This is a genomic window from Arthrobacter sp. M4 (assembly GCF_020251205.1).
Classification (GTDB): Bacteria; Actinomycetota; Actinomycetes; order Actinomycetales; family Micrococcaceae; genus Arthrobacter.
The window spans coordinates 133,581-148,440 of sequence record NZ_JAIWYX010000003.1 but is presented as its reverse complement, the minus strand read 5'-3'; the positions used below and the strand labels follow the sequence as shown (position 1 = coordinate 148,440).

General features: G+C 65.2%; 14 protein-coding genes and 2 pseudogenes. 14 read left to right on the top strand and 2 right to left on the bottom strand.

Annotation, left to right across the window (positions count from 1 at the left end; translation table 11 throughout):
• From LD110_RS07165 to LD110_RS07145, 5 genes are read left to right on the top strand one after another with little or no spacing between them, the layout of a single operon-like run.
• Positions 1-1,053: a hydroxyacid dehydrogenase gene (locus LD110_RS07165; RefSeq protein WP_225497815.1), complete on the top strand. Its 1,053-nt coding sequence runs from the start codon at positions 1-3 to the stop codon at positions 1,051-1,053.
• Positions 1,050-3,008, top strand: a complete 1,959-nt coding sequence (locus LD110_RS07160) for a DUF2264 domain-containing protein (RefSeq protein ID WP_225497813.1) — start codon at positions 1,050-1,052, stop codon at positions 3,006-3,008. The genes LD110_RS07165 and LD110_RS07160 overlap by 4 nt, the downstream gene beginning before the upstream one ends.
• A gap of 40 nt (positions 3,009-3,048) precedes the next feature.
• The gene (locus LD110_RS07155; protein WP_225497811.1) at positions 3,049-5,355 is read left to right on the top strand and encodes a family 78 glycoside hydrolase catalytic domain; all 2,307 of its coding nucleotides are present in this window, start codon (positions 3,049-3,051) and stop codon (positions 5,353-5,355) included.
• 1 nt (position 5,356) lies between these two features.
• Positions 5,357-5,632 carry a hypothetical protein gene (locus LD110_RS07150; RefSeq protein ID WP_225497803.1) on the top strand — a complete coding sequence of 92 codons (276 nt, stop codon included), beginning with the start codon at positions 5,357-5,359 and terminating at the stop codon, positions 5,630-5,632.
• The gene (locus LD110_RS07145; protein ID WP_225497801.1) at positions 5,613-6,719 is read left to right on the top strand and encodes a LacI family DNA-binding transcriptional regulator; all 1,107 of its coding nucleotides are present in this window, start codon (positions 5,613-5,615) and stop codon (positions 6,717-6,719) included. Before LD110_RS07150 ends, LD110_RS07145 begins: the two co-directional genes overlap by 20 nt.
• 368 nt (positions 6,720-7,087) lie before the next feature.
• Here LD110_RS07145 and LD110_RS07140 read toward each other — a convergent pair.
• Positions 7,088-7,567 (bottom strand): annotated as a pseudogene (locus tag LD110_RS07140) (transposase); the annotation flags it as partial.
• Positions 7,568-7,600: 33 nt separating this feature from the next.
• On the opposite strand from LD110_RS07140, the gene LD110_RS07135 reads away from it, so the two are divergent.
• From LD110_RS07135 to LD110_RS07115, 5 genes and pseudogenes are all read left to right on the top strand, one after another.
• Positions 7,601-8,104, top strand: coding sequence for a hypothetical protein (locus LD110_RS07135; RefSeq protein WP_225497799.1), 504 nt, complete (start codon positions 7,601-7,603; stop codon positions 8,102-8,104).
• 5 nt (positions 8,105-8,109) lie between these two features.
• Positions 8,110-8,544: a hypothetical protein gene (locus tag LD110_RS07130; RefSeq protein ID WP_225497797.1), complete on the top strand. Its 435-nt coding sequence runs from the start codon at positions 8,110-8,112 to the stop codon at positions 8,542-8,544.
• A gap of 567 nt (positions 8,545-9,111) precedes the next feature.
• Positions 9,112-9,378 carry a hypothetical protein gene (locus LD110_RS07125; RefSeq protein WP_225497795.1) on the top strand — a complete coding sequence of 89 codons (267 nt, stop codon included), beginning with the start codon at positions 9,112-9,114 and terminating at the stop codon, positions 9,376-9,378.
• Between the two features lie 19 nt (positions 9,379-9,397).
• Complete coding sequence (locus LD110_RS07120; protein ID WP_225497793.1) at positions 9,398-9,676, top strand: hypothetical protein; 279 nt, start codon at positions 9,398-9,400, stop codon at positions 9,674-9,676.
• A gap of 67 nt (positions 9,677-9,743) precedes the next feature.
• Positions 9,744-9,954: pseudogene (locus tag LD110_RS07115) on the top strand (IS3 family transposase); the annotation flags it as partial.
• A gap of 299 nt (positions 9,955-10,253) precedes the next feature.
• Here LD110_RS07115 and LD110_RS07110 read toward each other — a convergent pair.
• Positions 10,254-11,165, bottom strand: coding sequence for an AraC family transcriptional regulator (locus LD110_RS07110; protein WP_225497791.1), 912 nt, complete (start codon positions 11,163-11,165; stop codon positions 10,254-10,256).
• Between the two features lie 87 nt (positions 11,166-11,252).
• Between LD110_RS07110 and LD110_RS07105 the strand changes: the two genes are divergently transcribed.
• The 4 genes from LD110_RS07105 to LD110_RS07090 all read left to right on the top strand — a co-directional run bounded on the left by LD110_RS07105 (position 11,253) and on the right by LD110_RS07090 (position 14,772).
• Positions 11,253-11,450, top strand: coding sequence for a ferredoxin (locus LD110_RS07105; RefSeq protein WP_225497789.1), 198 nt, complete (start codon positions 11,253-11,255; stop codon positions 11,448-11,450).
• Positions 11,451-11,452: 2 nt separating this feature from the next.
• On the top strand, positions 11,453-12,622 hold the full coding sequence (locus LD110_RS07100; RefSeq protein WP_225497787.1) for an FAD-dependent oxidoreductase: 1,170 nt from the start codon (positions 11,453-11,455) through the stop codon (positions 12,620-12,622).
• Complete coding sequence (locus LD110_RS07095) at positions 12,619-13,836, top strand: cytochrome P450 (RefSeq protein WP_225497778.1); 1,218 nt, start codon at positions 12,619-12,621, stop codon at positions 13,834-13,836. The genes LD110_RS07100 and LD110_RS07095 overlap by 4 nt, the downstream gene beginning before the upstream one ends.
• A gap of 156 nt (positions 13,837-13,992) precedes the next feature.
• Positions 13,993-14,772 (top strand): hypothetical protein, encoded by a 780-nt coding sequence (locus LD110_RS07090; RefSeq protein ID WP_225497776.1) that lies wholly within the window; start codon positions 13,993-13,995, stop codon positions 14,770-14,772.
• Positions 14,773-14,860: the final 88 nt, after the last annotated feature.

Genomic DNA, 14,860 nt, shown 5'->3' with positions numbered 1-14,860 from the left:
ATGAATCGTGCAGAGACGCACGAGCCCAAGCTGACCCCGCCACCCCGCAAACCTGAGGTGCTCCTGGCCATGGACGCGGACACATTGAAATCGCAGTTCGGCGAAGCCGAGCTGTCCCGGCTCCATGAAGCTGCAGCCGTTGGGACGCCCCTTGCGACCGAAGAGCTGAATTCTCCCGAAGTCCGCTCCCGACTGGCTGAGGTAGAGGTACTGATCACCTCCTGGGGATGCCCACCGCTCGACGAGGACGTATTGGAGGCTGCCCCCCGGCTCAGGGCAGTCCTGCATGCGGCCGGAAGCGTGCGCGGACATGTGGGCGAGCCGGTGTTCCGGCGAGGCCTGTTGGTGACGTCTGCCGCCGACGCTAACGCTGAGCCCGTGGCACAGTACACGCTCGCAGCGGTCCTGTGGGCCTTGAAGAAGGTTCCCTTCCTGGCCCAGGACGCCCGCCGGTTCCGGCAGGACTGGTCCTACCGGGAACTCCGGGGAGAGCTCAGCGGCCGAAACCGCACAGTCGCCATCGTAGGCTTCTCCCGCATCGGCCGCCGTGTCGTGGCCCTTCTGCGCACGCTTGAGACAGGCCCGATCCTAGTAGTGGACCCTTACGCGGACCCGGCCGAGGTGCTCGCGGCCGGCGCCGAACCCACAGAGTTGGAAGATGCCCTGGTGCGTGCGGACGTCCTGTCGCTTCACGCACCATCCCTGCCGCAGACACACCACATGATCGGCGAAGCCGAGCTTGCCCGGATGCGGCCCGGAGCCACGCTCGTCAACACTGCCCGCGGCGCACTCGTGGACGGTGCTGCACTCGAACATGCTTGCGTCTCGGGGCGCCTGGACGCCATCCTTGACGTCACCGATCCTGAACCTTTGCCCGCAGATTCGCCGCTGTACGACCTTCCGAACGTCATCCTGACGCCTCACCTGGCCGGTTCCATCGGCTCGGAGACCCGGAGGATGACAGATGCTGTGCTTCTGGAGCTTGTACGGTACGCCGCGGATCTGCCCCCGCTGAGCCCGATCACCCGGGAGAACCTGGCGGTGCAGGCATGAACGCGGACCTCGATTTCGTGAGGTCGCCGTACACGGGCTGGACCAGGACCCATTGGGAAGCATTCGTCGATCGCATGGTGACAGCTCCTGAAGCACATCGATCCCCGGGTGGCGCCCGAATCGACCTGCCTGGACCTGTGAGCCGCAACGGTTGGGTCTCCGACGGAATCGAGGGCTTCGCCCGAACCTTCCTTGGTGCCGCATCATTGGTCGCTGGCCGCAACGGAGAAGACCCCTGGAACCTGATGGAGCGCTATGCCCGCGGCCTGGGCGCGGCCATGGACCCCGACTCGCCCGAGGCATGGCCCCGTCCCCAGGAGCTCCTGCAGACGAAGGTGGAAGCCGCCTCGCTGGTGATCGGCCTGCAGATGACCCGGCCCTGGCTCTGGAACCGGCTCGACGACCGGGTCCGCGAACACACCGTGAACTGGTTGTCCGGCATCATGGGCACCTGGTACCCGCCCTCCAACTGGGTATGGTTCCGCATCATGGTCGAATCGTTCCTCCGCGAGAACGGCGGCCCCTGGTCGGCAACCGACATCGAGGAAGACCTCGCCACCCACGCATGGATGCGCAGGGCCAACGGTTGGCTCAGCGACGGGCCGGGCCGGCACTTCGACCACTATGTCGGCTGGATGCTGCACACCTACCCACTTCTGTGGACCCACCTGTTCGAGGTCCCCGCCGCACTGTGCCCCCCGTCGCTCATCGAGCAGTGGAAGGAGGACCTCGGCCGCTACACGGACGACGCGCTGTGCCTGACCGGCGCGGATGGGTCCCCGCTCGTGCACGGCCGGAGTCTGGTGTACCGCTTTGCTACCGCCGCACCGCTGTGGGTGGCGGCGCTCACAGATGCCGGCCAGCATCACCCCGGCCTCCTCCGGCGAGCCGTCACCGGCATCGTGACCCATTTCGAACAACGGGGCGCGTTCGACGAGAATGGTCTGCTCACTCTGGGCTGGCACGGCGCATGGCCGGCGATGCGGCAGACCTACTCCGGCCCGGGATCACCCTATTGGGCATCCCTAGGGACGTTAGGGATGCTCCTGCCTCCAAACCACCCGGTCTGGACCGCCCTGGAGCAGCCGCTGCCGATCGAGGCCGGGAACATCTCCCGGGTGATCGAAGCACCAGGCTGGCTGGTCTCCGGCCGACGTGAGGACGGATTCGTGACCATCCTCAACCACGGCAGTGATCACCAGAAGGCGGGCGCCCAGACAGCCGATGCCCCCGTGTATGCACGACTTGGCTACTCGACCGCAACCGTCCCGCCCCTGGCCGGCCCCGCCAGCGACAATCCCTTGGACAATGCCGTCGTGCTGCTGGACAAGGCAGGCCGTCCCACCCACCGCACGGGGTTCGAGACGCTTTTCCTGGGTGAACTGGACGACGGAGTGCTCGTCGGTGCATCCCAGGGGCGGGTGCGCTGGATCGAATCCGACGAGGACCCCACGGCAAACTTCGGCGCTTACCAGTCCGGGACCAGCACACCAGGGCCCGTGCTCACGGTCGCCTCAGCCGTCTGGGAAGGCACTGAAGTGCGTCTGGCACGCGTGGAAGAGGCAACGGATGCAGTGGCGCTCCGCATCGGAGGCTGGCCTGTCGCGTCCTCCGAACAGCCCCACTCTGAATCCGAAACCCGTTCAGCACACCTGTCTGCCAAGGCGGCAAGCGGTGATCTCATCTCGACCATCCACGGCTTGGGCGGACTTACCGAAGCGGGTGTCGTCATAGAGAAGGACGCGACCCCCCTCGGCGACTACGTCGCTGTCCCGTGGCTTGCCACAGGTACCGTCACGCAGGGCGAAGTCATCGCGACCGTGGTCTCCCTGACCCGGGGCGCTGACAGCAAGCCATTGCCGCAGGTGAACGCTGAAGCCCTGGTCGAAGGCGGCCATCGCATCACCGTCACCTGGCACGAAGGCGAACCCACCGTATTCATCCTGCCGGTGTAGCAGCCACACATCCACCAAGAACAAACGACTGGAGATTGCCATGTCTTTCTGGCATGCCCGTTTCATTTCACCTGATGCCGAATTCGGCGGCGCCCCGCTGGTGCGTGGCGAGTTCCACCTCGAGGAGGGCCATGGGAAGGTCGCCTCTGCCACCTTATTCCTGTCAGCCCTTGGCATCGTCGAGGCCTGGGTGAACGGTCGGCGGGCCTCCGAGGACCTACTGACCCCCGGGTGGTCCGCGTACGAGTGGCGGGTGCGGTACGCGGAGCTGGATGTGACCGCGCTCGTTGGCCCGACCACAGTTCTGGGATTGGCGCTCGGGAACGGCTGGTACCGAGGTCGGTTGACCTGGACCGGCGGGTCTGCTTTCTACGGGAAGGAGCTCGCTGGATTCGCAGAGCTTCGCGTGCGGTTCGCCGACGGGCACGAGCAGGTCTTCGGTTCCGATGCGTCGTGGGCGGCTGGGCCGTCGTCTACGATGTCGAATGACCTGTACGACGGGCAGGACATCGACGCGCGGAGGTACGACGCGAGCTGGCTGAGTCCCGGTTTCGCCGCACCGGGATGGGTGGGCGTCCACGAGCTGGTCGATGATATGGCGCCACTTGAGCCCTACATCGGACCACCTGTTCGGCGCCAGGCGGAGCTCCCACCGGTCGGTATGTGGGAGTCGCCTTCGGGGAAGGTGATCCTTGACTTCGGACAGAACATCGTGGGCTGGGTACGGGCGGAGGTCGCCGGCCCTGAAGGTTCTGTGGTGACGCTCCGACATGCCGAAGTGCTGGAGCACGGTGAGCTGGGAACCCGTCCGCTGCGGTCGGCGGAAGCGACGGACCGGTTTACGCTCTCAGGCGGGAAGGACGTGTTCGAGCCGACGCTCACGTTCCACGGTTTCCGCTACGTCGAGGTCAATGGCTGGCCGGAGGGCATCGCGGGGCTCCGCGCTGCCTTGTCAGCGGGCGGTGGGCTGACCGCCGTCGTGATCTCCTCGGACCTGCGCCGGACGGGTAAGTTCGAGACATCAAACCCGCTCGTGAACAGGCTGCACGAGAACGCCGTATGGGGGATGCGGGGAAACTTCGTGGATGTGCCCACGGACTGCCCGCAGCGCGACGAGCGCCTGGGCTGGACCGGGGACATCGCCGCCTTTGCCCCGAGTGCGTGCTTCCTGTTCGACGCCAAGGACTTCCTGCGGGATTGGCTGCGCGACCTCGCCCTCGAACAGGAGCACCACGACGGCATGGTGCCCTACGTCGTACCGGACGTGCTGAAGCATGCTAAGGCCGGCGAACTTCCCGTTCCGGACACGACAGCGCTGTGGAGCGACGCCTCTGTGTGGGTGCCATGGGCGCTCTGGCAGGCGTATGGAGACAGCCGCGTGCTTGAGGAGGCCTTCCCCTCGATGGTCTCCCACGCCCGCCGGCTCCGCTCAAAGCTCTCCCCGAACGGTCTATGGGACAGAGGCTTCCAGTTCGGCGACTGGCTCGACCCCGACGCCCCTGCTGATCAGGCGGCGCAGGCCAAGGCTGACGCCCACGTCGTCGCGACCCTATGCGCCTTCCGCACCGCGGACCTCGTCGCCCAGGCAGCCCGGGTTCTCGGGGACGGGGCGGCCGAGGCCGAGTTCCGCAATATGTCTATGTCCTTGCGGGCAGCCTTCACAAAGCATTACCTAACCGCCGGGGTGATCAAGAGCGACTGCACCACGGTCTACGCACTTGCCATCGTCTTCGCGATTCTGGGTGAGTCTGACAAGCAATTCGCGGGGCGGCGCCTGGCCGAGCTCGTCCAAGAATCTGGCTATCGGATCTCCACTGGGTTCGCCGGGACCCCGTTCGTCACTGACGCCCTCACCGCGACGGGGCACCTCGACGCCGCTTACCGGCTGCTGCTGCAGACCGAATGCCCGTCATGGCTGTACCCGGTGACGATGGGCGCGACGACGATCTGGGAGCGCTGGGACTCGATGCTCCCCAACGGGACGATCAACCCAGGCGAAATGACCAGCTTCAACCATTACGCCCTCGGCGCCATCGTCGACTGGCTCCACCGCACCGTGGGGGGCATCGCTCCGATCGAGCCCGGCTACCGCCGGATCCTCATTGCACCCCGGCCCGGCGGGGACCTCAGCTGGGCGCAGACGAGCCTCGAGACCCCCCACGGTCTCGCGTCGGTCCGATGGGATCAGGCAGACGGAATCCTGCGTGTGGCTGTCGTTATCCCCGAAGGCACCGAAGCAGTCCTGTGCCTGCCAGGGGCCGGCGAAGAAATCCTTGCCGGGGGGCAGCACGAGCGAGCGGTCCAGCTGAGTGGTTCCACAGCATCTGCTCCGGCGATGAGAGGCTGACATGGCGCAGGAACCAGGAATAGAGGATCACGTCGAGTCCTGCGCTTTCCTGTCCCGTGACGACAGGATCGAGGCCCGGTTCGACCAGTCCATTCATTTCATAGGGATCGTGGAAGAGCTGATGCCCGAAATGAATCTTTTTTGGGCTGTCTCCGATTACGGGGAGCGGCGCATCGTTGAGTTCGACGAGTACAGCGTCAGAAGGCTTTCCGAGCGAGCAGAGAAGCCGCGGTGGTACAAGCTGAGGTCACCGCACGATGTCGGCAACAATTGTTGACGTCGCCCGGCATGCTGGAGTGTCCATAGCCACGGCTTCACGTGCGCTCAGCGGTGCCGCAGGGCGAAAGGTGCCCCCTGCTACCGCGGAGAAGGTGCATTCTGCCGCCAATTCACTCGGCTACCGGCCCAATGCTGCAGCACGAGCACTCGTCGGATCCTCGACAGGACTGATAGGCCTCGTCGTCCACGACATCGGCGACTGGTATTCGTCTTCGATCGCCAAGGGTGTGCACCGAGCCTGCGGACTCAGCGGGAAGACGCTCGTGCTCGCGAGCACCGGCGACAGCGCTGAAGAGGATCTGGCGGCGCTGCGGGCCCTCGTGTCCCAGGGCGTGGAGGGGATCATTCTGGCTTCCACAATTCGTCATCGTTCGGACGCCGGAAAGACCCCCCTGAGCCAGCTTGCAGACCGATACATATCGACGGGCGGACGCCTCGTGACCATTAGCGAGGCATTGGGCTGCGGTTCTGGCAGCGAGAAGGTTCTCGGGCTCCAGCAGGAGAAGGGGGCAGCCGAACTCGCTGCCGCCATGGTTGCCCAAGGGAGTCGACGGTTCACGATCGTAACAGGAGCTGAGGACCGGGCCTATTTGGACCGCCGCCGCGCCGGATTCGTCACCGGCCTCCAGATCGCAGATGTGCATCCAGCCGAAGTCGTCCATACCTCCCTCAGGTCGGACGGGGCTCGCGACGCCGCCGCCCAGATCCGCCGACAGATCATACGCGACGGGGAGGAAGGACTTAGGCACGGGATCTTCGGTGTCACCGACCGGGTAGCCTTGACAACCATCACGGCCCTGGCCCGCTTGCACCTAGAGCCTCCTCGCGATTACGCCATCGCAGGCTTCGACGACATCCCCGATTCGGCTGACTTCTGGCCGACCCTGACAACCGTCCGGCTCCCTATCCAAGAAATCGGCACACAAGCTGTTCACCTTGCAATCGGCAGACAGATCGACAACGTCGACCTGGCGGGGGAGGTGATCCTGCGAGCCAGCACGAGCCGGCCCACGCCGAACTGTGGCAAAAACGACGCCGCGTTCACTGCGTCCCGGCGACTTCCGTCAGAGCAACTGCATCAATAATCGTCTGCTGCGCAACACAATCGAGAATGCAAGGAGTGCTTTGCTTTCCGCCTACGACGCGCAAGGTTTCGAGATCCTTCGAGGGAGCTCCTACCCGTCACCTCAAAATTGTCAACTCACTCAGCCGCGGAAATCTCGACACAGCTCATCACTGCCCAAACCGTTCAATTCAAGGGGTAAGCGAGGTCCTGCAGCTGCCGCTTTCCTCCATGAGCCGCACCGAGGCGGGCTTCCTGCAACGGACCAGGGCACCTTCGACCCCGGCCCTGCGCCATACCGGACGGGGTCTCGGACTAACAGGACGGACTGCCAAAATGCGCCGGCGATACAAAGAGCCCTGCCCAGAAACAGAAGACGACGCAAAGCATCAGAACCTCTTCGAGGACCTCGTCGGTGATCTTGGAGATCGTCTCGCGGCTGATCTCCGTGCCCACCGTGGCCGTCAGGTGGTGCTCGATGTCCCGCACGGTCATCCCGCCCGCGTAAAGGCTGATGATCATCTCGTCCAGGCCCTCGAGCCGCCGCGAGCCCTTGGGAACCAGGGAAGGAGTGAACGTGCCATCCCTGTCCCGGGGGATGGCCAGCTCGACATCGCCGGAAACGGAAGCGACCGTCTTCGGATACGATCCGTTGCGCGAGTTCGGGAACAGAGCCGCTTCCGCATTGCCCTTCTCATACCCGAGATTATCGCTGAGCGCGGCCCGCAGGCCCCGCTCCAAGCCGGCCTTGATCAGCTGCTGAATCAGGCCATCCTTGCCCTCGAGCTGGAGCTGGCCCGCATCGATCATTGAATACAACTCATCCAAAACGCCGGAAGCCTCCAGCGCCTCCACACCCTCGCGCTGCACGCGCCGCCGCTCCTCGCGAAATCTTTCTCGACCATGGTCACAGTCTCTCGACTTTCTGTCAGGAACACCGCCCCTCACAAACCATCTGACACCCTCTCGCTTGTCCGCCGGGTCAGCTACCCGGCGATCATCACCTTCCTGATGCTCCACCAGGGCCTTCGACCGGGGTATGACTACCTGCTGGACCGCAAGCTCTCCAGCATCTGGCGCGAGGTCCAAGACTCCCCGCTGGCAGCAGACCTTGACCGGTTCATGACCGCGGCCGCCGACCTCGGTTTCACCGAACGGGTCCGGTTCGCCACCGGCTCCCAGGTGCCCGTAAGGCTCCTCATCCAAACCGGCCGGCGCATGGAACAGCTCACCTTGGCCGATCTGGCCGAGTTCACCGCGGCCTGCCGGGACAGACAGGGGCGCACCGGCAAGGGCCACAGCCACTACATGGCTTCGGCAAGCAACGCCCAACGGGTGCTGTTCCACCTCGGAGTCCTTGATGAACTTCCCCGCGCCGGTGGCCCGGTTCCGTTCGCCGAGCGGTAGCCCGAGTGCGTCCGCCGATCTGGGCAGCGATGATCGCCTACCTGGACCGCAAGCGCGCAACCTGCCGACCGAAAACCGTGTCAACGATCGCGACCCGGCTCAAGCACTTCGGTGAGTTCCTGCCCGGCATCTACCCGGATCTGGACTCCGTCGCAGCCCTCGATCGATGCAAGCACATCGAGCCTTACCTGACCAGCATGATCGATGCCGTCAACACCAAAAACGGCGAGAGTATCACCGTCGCTGACCGCCCGCGGCGAGTGCTCGTACTGATGGGGTTCCTGACCGACATCGCCGAGTGGGACTGGCCCGAAGCGCCGCCGCGCAAGCCGCTGTTCCGTGACGACATCCCCAAAGCTCCCGCCAAACATTGCCCCGCCACCTGCCCGTCGATATCGACCGGCGCCTCACCCAGGTCCTCACCGAGTCCCCGGCAATGAACTGGCCGCGGCCGCCCTGCGGCTGCAACGTGCCTGCGGGCTGCGGATCGGGGAACTGCTCGATCTCGAACTGGAGTGCGTCCACGAAGTCCCCGGCCACCGCAGCTGGCTGAAGGTCCCCCTCGGCAAACGGGACACCGAGCGGATGGTCCCCTCGACGAAGAGATCCTGGAGCTGATCGACCACATAACCCACACCAGATCGCACGGGCGGCCGCTGCCACACCCGCGTTACCGGCGCCCGGCACAGTTCCTGTTCACCCACCATGGACGGCGGCCGGGGCAAGGCGGTCCGTGCCGAACTCGACCGCGCCGCCGGTCTCGCCGGGCTCGAACACATCACCCCGCACCAGCTTCGGCACATCCTACGCCACCGCCCTGGTCAACGCGGGCGTATCCCCTGCAGGCCTTGATGGCGCTCCTCAGCCACATGTCTGCAGAGATGAGCCTGCGCTAAGGACGACTGTTCGACGCGACCGTGCGCACCGAATACGAACGTGCCCTTGATCTGGCCAAACAACAGGCAGTCACACCCGCGACCGGCAGGACCAGCCTGCCTCTCAGAGACATGACCGGCGGAAAAGACTGGAAAGACACCCCGCTGCTGAACTCCCGCATGGCCGGAGGGTTCTGCCTGCGGGCCTCTGCCCAGGGCGCGTGCGCATACGTAAATATTTGTGAGCACTGCCCCAGCTTCCACGCCGAGCCCAGCTCACTACCGATCCTTGCCGCGCAACGCGTTGATGCAGAGGCACTTGCCCGCGACGCCGAACAACAGGCTGGATCGCCGAAGCGGACCGACACAAACAACTCATCACCCGACTCGACAGACTGATCAGCGAGGCCACCACAGCATGACGAACACGAGCACCCTCGACACCGTCGAGCGCGCCTGCGCCGAGCTCCTACGGAACGGACAGGCAGTGACTTTCACCGCCGCTGCCGCCGCGCACCGGCCTGGGCCGGGCCACTCTCTACCGGGACACCATGATCCGCGGCGTAATCGAGGAGAACCGTCACGGCGCCGCCACCAGGGGCACCATACCGCCCTCACCGACGAGATCGCCACCCTCCGCGCCGCAATCGACACCCTCGCCGCGAGCGTGCGGCGCCACGAAGAACAACTTAGCTAACTGCCCGAAACAGCTAAATCCTTAACCGGCCAATCCCCGGCCTCCCGGACCATTAGCCGGATAACGCGCGGACAATGCCGCGATGGAATCGTTCTTCTCCCTGCTGCGGAAGAACGTCCTGAACCGGCAGCGTTGGCGCACCCGACAGCAGTTGCGTTTGGCAATTTCGACGTGGATCAAACGGACCTACCACCGCAGGCGCAGGCAAAGACGGTTAAGGGAAACTCACCCCAATCGAATATGGAACAACCAACCGGACCGCGCTCCAAGCGGCCTAAGACCCCGAGTCAACAAAAGCCGGGCCAGTCCCTCCCTCTTCTGGACCGTTCGAGATGGGCAACGACGGAAATTCATCCATCCAGTGCTCGCTCCTCCGCCCTGTCGCATTCACGAACTTAACAGGTTTGTCCCCAAGTAGGACGCTCACGTGCCCGCTCGCCCCGCTCGGAATCTCGCGTTGGTCTTCGGTTCCCTCGCCCCCGCACAGTGATCCGGCATCTGGACGGATGCAAAGGAGTAAGAACGGTCTAGCTTGAATGCGCATGTACCGGGCGCATGCATAGTCCGTGTGCGAGTCTCACTGAGGGGCTGCGGGGGGAGAGTAGATGCCGCCTGCATACTTGCTCGGAGCAACTCCGTATGTTTTGGCGAACACTCGCGAGAAGTAGAGCGGGTCGTCGAAGCCGACCGCGTGTGCGACTTCTCCTACGCGGAGACCGGTCGTGTGCAGCAGCCGCGCCGCTTCGTGCATCCGGCGGCTGCGAACCCACGCGAGCACGGATTCGCCGGTCCACCGTCGGAATGCGCGCTGCGCCGTGGCAGGGCTTGTCCCGCCTGCACGAGCGATCTCGGCGATCGTCAACGGGCGGTCAAGGTTCCGTGAGACGTAATCCATCATGCGGGCCAGTGCCGACGGGCGTTCCTCGAGTGTCCCGCCGCCGTCCCATGACTCATGGGCGTCGTGCATGAGCACCCCGAGGGCGCGTGCGACGGGATCTGTGACGGCGGAGGCGAGAAAGCGCTCGACGCAGTAGGTCGCGAGCGAGATGATTCGTCGCCCCCTCTCGGAACTAGTAGCGAGCAGTGCCGGCGGCGGGGCTCCCTCGGTCCCGCGTCGCCACGGCACGTCGAAGAGGTCGCCGCCCTCGACCGCGACTTGGGGGGTGACCTCGACATCGGGCGCGTGCCAGGGCACAAGATGCACGGCACCGGTGCGGAACGGTGCTCGCTCGTCGGCCCGATACTCGATGGCCGAGCGCCAGGGCACGCGCAGCGACATCCCGGCGGACACCCTGAACCGGGCGGTGGGCAGCTTGAGCTCGCCTCCGCCTTCAAGCACCCAGATGAGCGAGACGCCGTCGACGCGTGGAACACTGATCCGCTGGCCAGGACGGAACTGATACCAGTTGGCCCCGACCACCGCGGGTCCTCCGCCTGCACTGGCGGCATCATCCCCGGTGTTGCCTAGCTCATTGAGTGGATCATCCATGTTCCACCTAATTATGCCATTCGATTCGCGTCATTCGTCGGTGATGATTGGGAAGGACAGGGGGAGTGCCCCCGGAAAGGAAAGCCGATGTCGCTCTCAATTTTGGTCAATACGTCCGCGTGTGTCGGAGCTGGACAATGCGCGCTGGTTGCCGGTGAGGTCTTCGAACAGGACGACGACGGTATCGTCGTGCTGTTGGAAGAGTCTCCCGGCGGTTCCCAGGAGTCATCGGTCCGGCGTGCCGCATCGCTCTGCCCTGCGCGTGCGATCGAGCTGCGAGGATAGGCGTGGCCGAGACAAGGTCCGTGGTCGTGGTCGGCGCCGGGATCGCCGGGTTGGCGACGTCAGAGAACCTGCGGGCTCGCGGCTTCGTCGGCACCATCACGCTTGTCGGCGAAGAGTCCCACCTTCCGTACAACAGGCCCCCACTGTCGAAGCAACTCCTGATTGACGGGTGGAGCCCCGAGCGCCTCCTGCTCGCTGATGCCGGACGACTTGATTCCCTCGGCATCACCTATCTCCCGGGCGTGAAAGCGACCGGGCTGGATGTCGCATCGCGCCGGGTGCGCCTGGGCGCGGAATGGGTCGGGTACGGCGCGCTCGTGATCGCGACGGGGCTGAGCCCGAGGCAAGTGCCGGGAATACCGGGGGAGGAGCACGTCCGGGTGCTCCGCACGCTCGATGACGGGATCGGCCTGGCTGATGCGCTTCGGCGGGCGGAGCGCGTCATGGTCCTCGGAGGAGGGATACTCGCGTGCGAGCTCGCCTCAGCGACCCGCAAGCTCGGCCTGCCTACAACGCTGGTCGCCAGACACACCGAGGTTGGCCCCCGCTCGCTCGGCAGCGCGGTCACCGAGCGGACCCACCGGCTCCTCTTGGACCACGACGTCCAGTTTCTAACGGGACGCGAGCTCGCGAGTGTCGGCCGCACGTCGACGGTCCTGAGCGATGGCACGCGTGTGGATGCCGATGTCGTCGTTGCGGCGATTGGTGCCGTCCCGAATACCTCGTGGCTCGCGCGCTCGGGGCTCGACGTCGAGGACGGCATCCTCTGCGATCACCGCGGGATGGCGTCGCCGGACGTTTACGCCGTCGGCGACGTCGCCCGCTGGCGAAGTCCAGTCACGGGCATCGCACGAAGACTCGAATCCCAGTCTTCGGCCATCGATCAGGCGGAGATCGTCGCGGGAGCGGTGCTCGGCGACCCCATGCCGCAGCGAAGCTATCCGCTGTTCTGGACAGAGTTGTTCGGCAACAGGATCACGGCCATCGGCGAGTGCGTCGCGGCAGAATCCGTGGTCGCCATCGCCGGGGATCTTGACGCGGATCGATTCGTCGCCGAGTACACCGTCTCCGGTCGGCGTACCGGCCTTGTCGGATGGAACATGCCGCGAGAGTTCCGGCAAGCACGAACTTTGGCATTGACCGAGCAGACGAAAGGAACGGTCGCCGCATGAAAGACATAGCCCCATCGGATCCGAGGGGGGCAGCCAACGAATGCCCCGCGCTCCACGGTCGCGCCCTCCCTACGGACGGAACGCAACTCCGGCTGTCGCCGACCCTGGCCGCATGGCGAGATGAAGCGGCCGCAACCCCGCTGCAGTACGCCGACGGTCACGTCGGCTGGATCGTGACCCGGAACGAGCTGGCCAAGGAAATCCTCTTGGATCCTCGCTTCACGAGGGAGACGACGCGACTGCCCATGCCAGGCGACCCGCACGCGGACATCGATGCCGATGCGCAGGAGTCGATTCGTGTGGGCGGTCCACTCGACAACGACGGGGACGTGCACGCCCGCCTGCGCAGAGCCATTGCGCCGAGGTTCAGTCTGAAGGCCGCTCGCAGCTACCGAGCCAAGATCGCTGAGATCGTACAGGCACAGATCGGATCGATCGCGAAGCATGTCGGGCCGGTCGATCTGACGTCCGCCTACGCCGCACCGATATCGGCCCAGGTGCACTGCCTCGTGATGGGCGTCCCGGACAGACTCTCGGCGGCGTACTCACCCATCTTCGTGGGGGAGTCGACACTGCAACGGAAGTTCGACTTCGCCAGGGAGGCTCTTGCGCTCAAGCAGCAGGAGCCGGGCGACGACGTGCTGAGCGACCTCGTAAGATCCGACCTTAGCCCGCACGAGCAGGAGGGACTCGCCCTCGTGGTGCTGAGTGCCGGACGCGATTCCGTAGCCCACCTGATATCCACCTCCGTTGTAGCGTTGCTACTGCACCGCGAGCAATGGGACTGGTTGGGGGCGAATCCCGATCGCATGCCGGCGGCAGTTGAGGAATTCGTCCGCGTCGGATCGCTGTTCGTGACGCTGTTCAGCCGTACAGCGAAAGAGGACCTCACCATTGGATCGCTGGAAGTGCAGACCGGACAGTCGGTATCGGTCGCGGTCGCAGCAGCGAATCGGGACGAACGCCAGTTCGACAACCCTGAGCAGTTCGACGTGACTCGTGACGCGTTCGGTCACCTCGGGTTCGGCCACGGAATCCACGCCTGCGTCGGGCAACAGGTCGCACGTACTGTCATCGCGGAGGCAGTCTGGGCGCTGATGGAGCGGTGGCCGGGGCTCCGGCTCGTGGATGCCGAGCAGCTTCGACCACTTCCATTCGCGCATCCGGTTGCGACGCACGCGACCGGTCAAGTTCTCGTCGAGTGGGAGCAGTGAGCGAGCGGAGCGGGCTTCCCGCGCTCGCCTGGTCGACCATCTCCCCTGACGGTTGGTCGCCCAGCAACGATGAATGGTCGCATTCGGGGATCGCTGTCCTGCCCGACGGGCGCATCGTCTTTGCGGAGCCAGGGCTCGGCCGTCTCATCTTCATGAATGAGCCGAACGGCGAGTGGTCCCGGGTTGGCAACACCGACCTTGGTCAATCACGGCATCACCCTTGCACGCCGAAGCGGCCGCGACGGCCTGTGGTTGGCAGACCCCGGCACAGCCTCCTCTGCCGGCCAGCTTGCTTGGCTCGATCTGGGCACCGGTGTCTTCGAGATCCTCGAACCCCCGGCACCCTCCTGGCGTCCGACTTCCGCCGCGGTAGTCACCGCTTCGGGACCCTGGCAGGACGATCTCTGGGTTTCCGACGGTTACGGGGACGGCCTAGTTTACCGTCATACGGCGTACGGGTGGACCGAGGCGATAGACGGAGGCGAGACCGGCCTCCAATTCAACTGCCCCCATGGGATTGCCATCGACCGGCGCGGGCCAGACAGCCTTGTGGTCATCGCAGACCGAGGCAACCGACGACTGGTCTTCCTCGAACCGGGAGGCAAGTTCGTGCGTGCGGTCACACACGAACTGATGACGAGTCCGAGTTCGATCGCCCAGTGCGGCGACGACCTGCTGGTGACCGACCTGTTCGGCGCGGTGCTCGCCGTCGACGAGTCTGACGGCGTGCGCTCCCTGATCGGCGACAGCCGCGGCGAGCCCGCTCCCGGCTGGCCGAACGCCAACTCCGACAGTGAGCCGGTACGTCCGGAACTCATTGACGGAGTGCTCAACAGCCCGCACGGCATCGCGATCGCGAATGCTCACGACATCTACGTGACCGAATGGGTATTGGGGGGTCGACAGATCCACCTCCGGCTCGCAGAGCAGGGGTGACACTACCCGTGCAACTACACCAGCGTCCCAAACGGGGCCCAAGACGCCGCGACGCTCGACCGGCTGGCCGCCGGCGGCACCTCGTGAG

Excerpts from the sequence above, each read along its gene's own strand:
- LD110_RS07135 (WP_225497799.1), top strand. The coding sequence starts at position 7,601 with ATGGTCACAGTCTCTCGACTTTCTGTCAGGAACACCGCCCCTCACAAA.
- LD110_RS07120 (WP_225497793.1), top strand. The coding sequence starts at position 9,398 with ATGACGAACACGAGCACCCTCGACACCGTCGAGCGCGCCTGCGCCGAG.
- LD110_RS07110 (WP_225497791.1), bottom strand. The coding sequence starts at position 11,165 with ATGGATGATCCACTCAATGAGCTAGGCAACACCGGGGATGATGCCGCC.
- LD110_RS07145 (WP_225497801.1), top strand. The coding sequence starts at position 5,613 with ATGTCGGCAACAATTGTTGACGTCGCCCGGCATGCTGGAGTGTCCATA.
- LD110_RS07155 (WP_225497811.1), top strand. The coding sequence starts at position 3,049 with ATGTCTTTCTGGCATGCCCGTTTCATTTCACCTGATGCCGAATTCGGC.
- LD110_RS07150 (WP_225497803.1), top strand. The coding sequence starts at position 5,357 with ATGGCGCAGGAACCAGGAATAGAGGATCACGTCGAGTCCTGCGCTTTC.
- LD110_RS07105 (WP_225497789.1), top strand. The coding sequence starts at position 11,253 with ATGTCGCTCTCAATTTTGGTCAATACGTCCGCGTGTGTCGGAGCTGGA.
- LD110_RS07160 (WP_225497813.1), top strand. The coding sequence starts at position 1,050 with ATGAACGCGGACCTCGATTTCGTGAGGTCGCCGTACACGGGCTGGACC.
- LD110_RS07090 (WP_225497776.1), top strand. The coding sequence starts at position 13,993 with ATGAGCCGAACGGCGAGTGGTCCCGGGTTGGCAACACCGACCTTGGTC.
- LD110_RS07125 (WP_225497795.1), top strand. The coding sequence starts at position 9,112 with ATGACCGGCGGAAAAGACTGGAAAGACACCCCGCTGCTGAACTCCCGC.
- LD110_RS07165 (WP_225497815.1), top strand. The coding sequence starts at position 1 with ATGAATCGTGCAGAGACGCACGAGCCCAAGCTGACCCCGCCACCCCGC.
- LD110_RS07095 (WP_225497778.1), top strand. The coding sequence starts at position 12,619 with ATGAAAGACATAGCCCCATCGGATCCGAGGGGGGCAGCCAACGAATGC.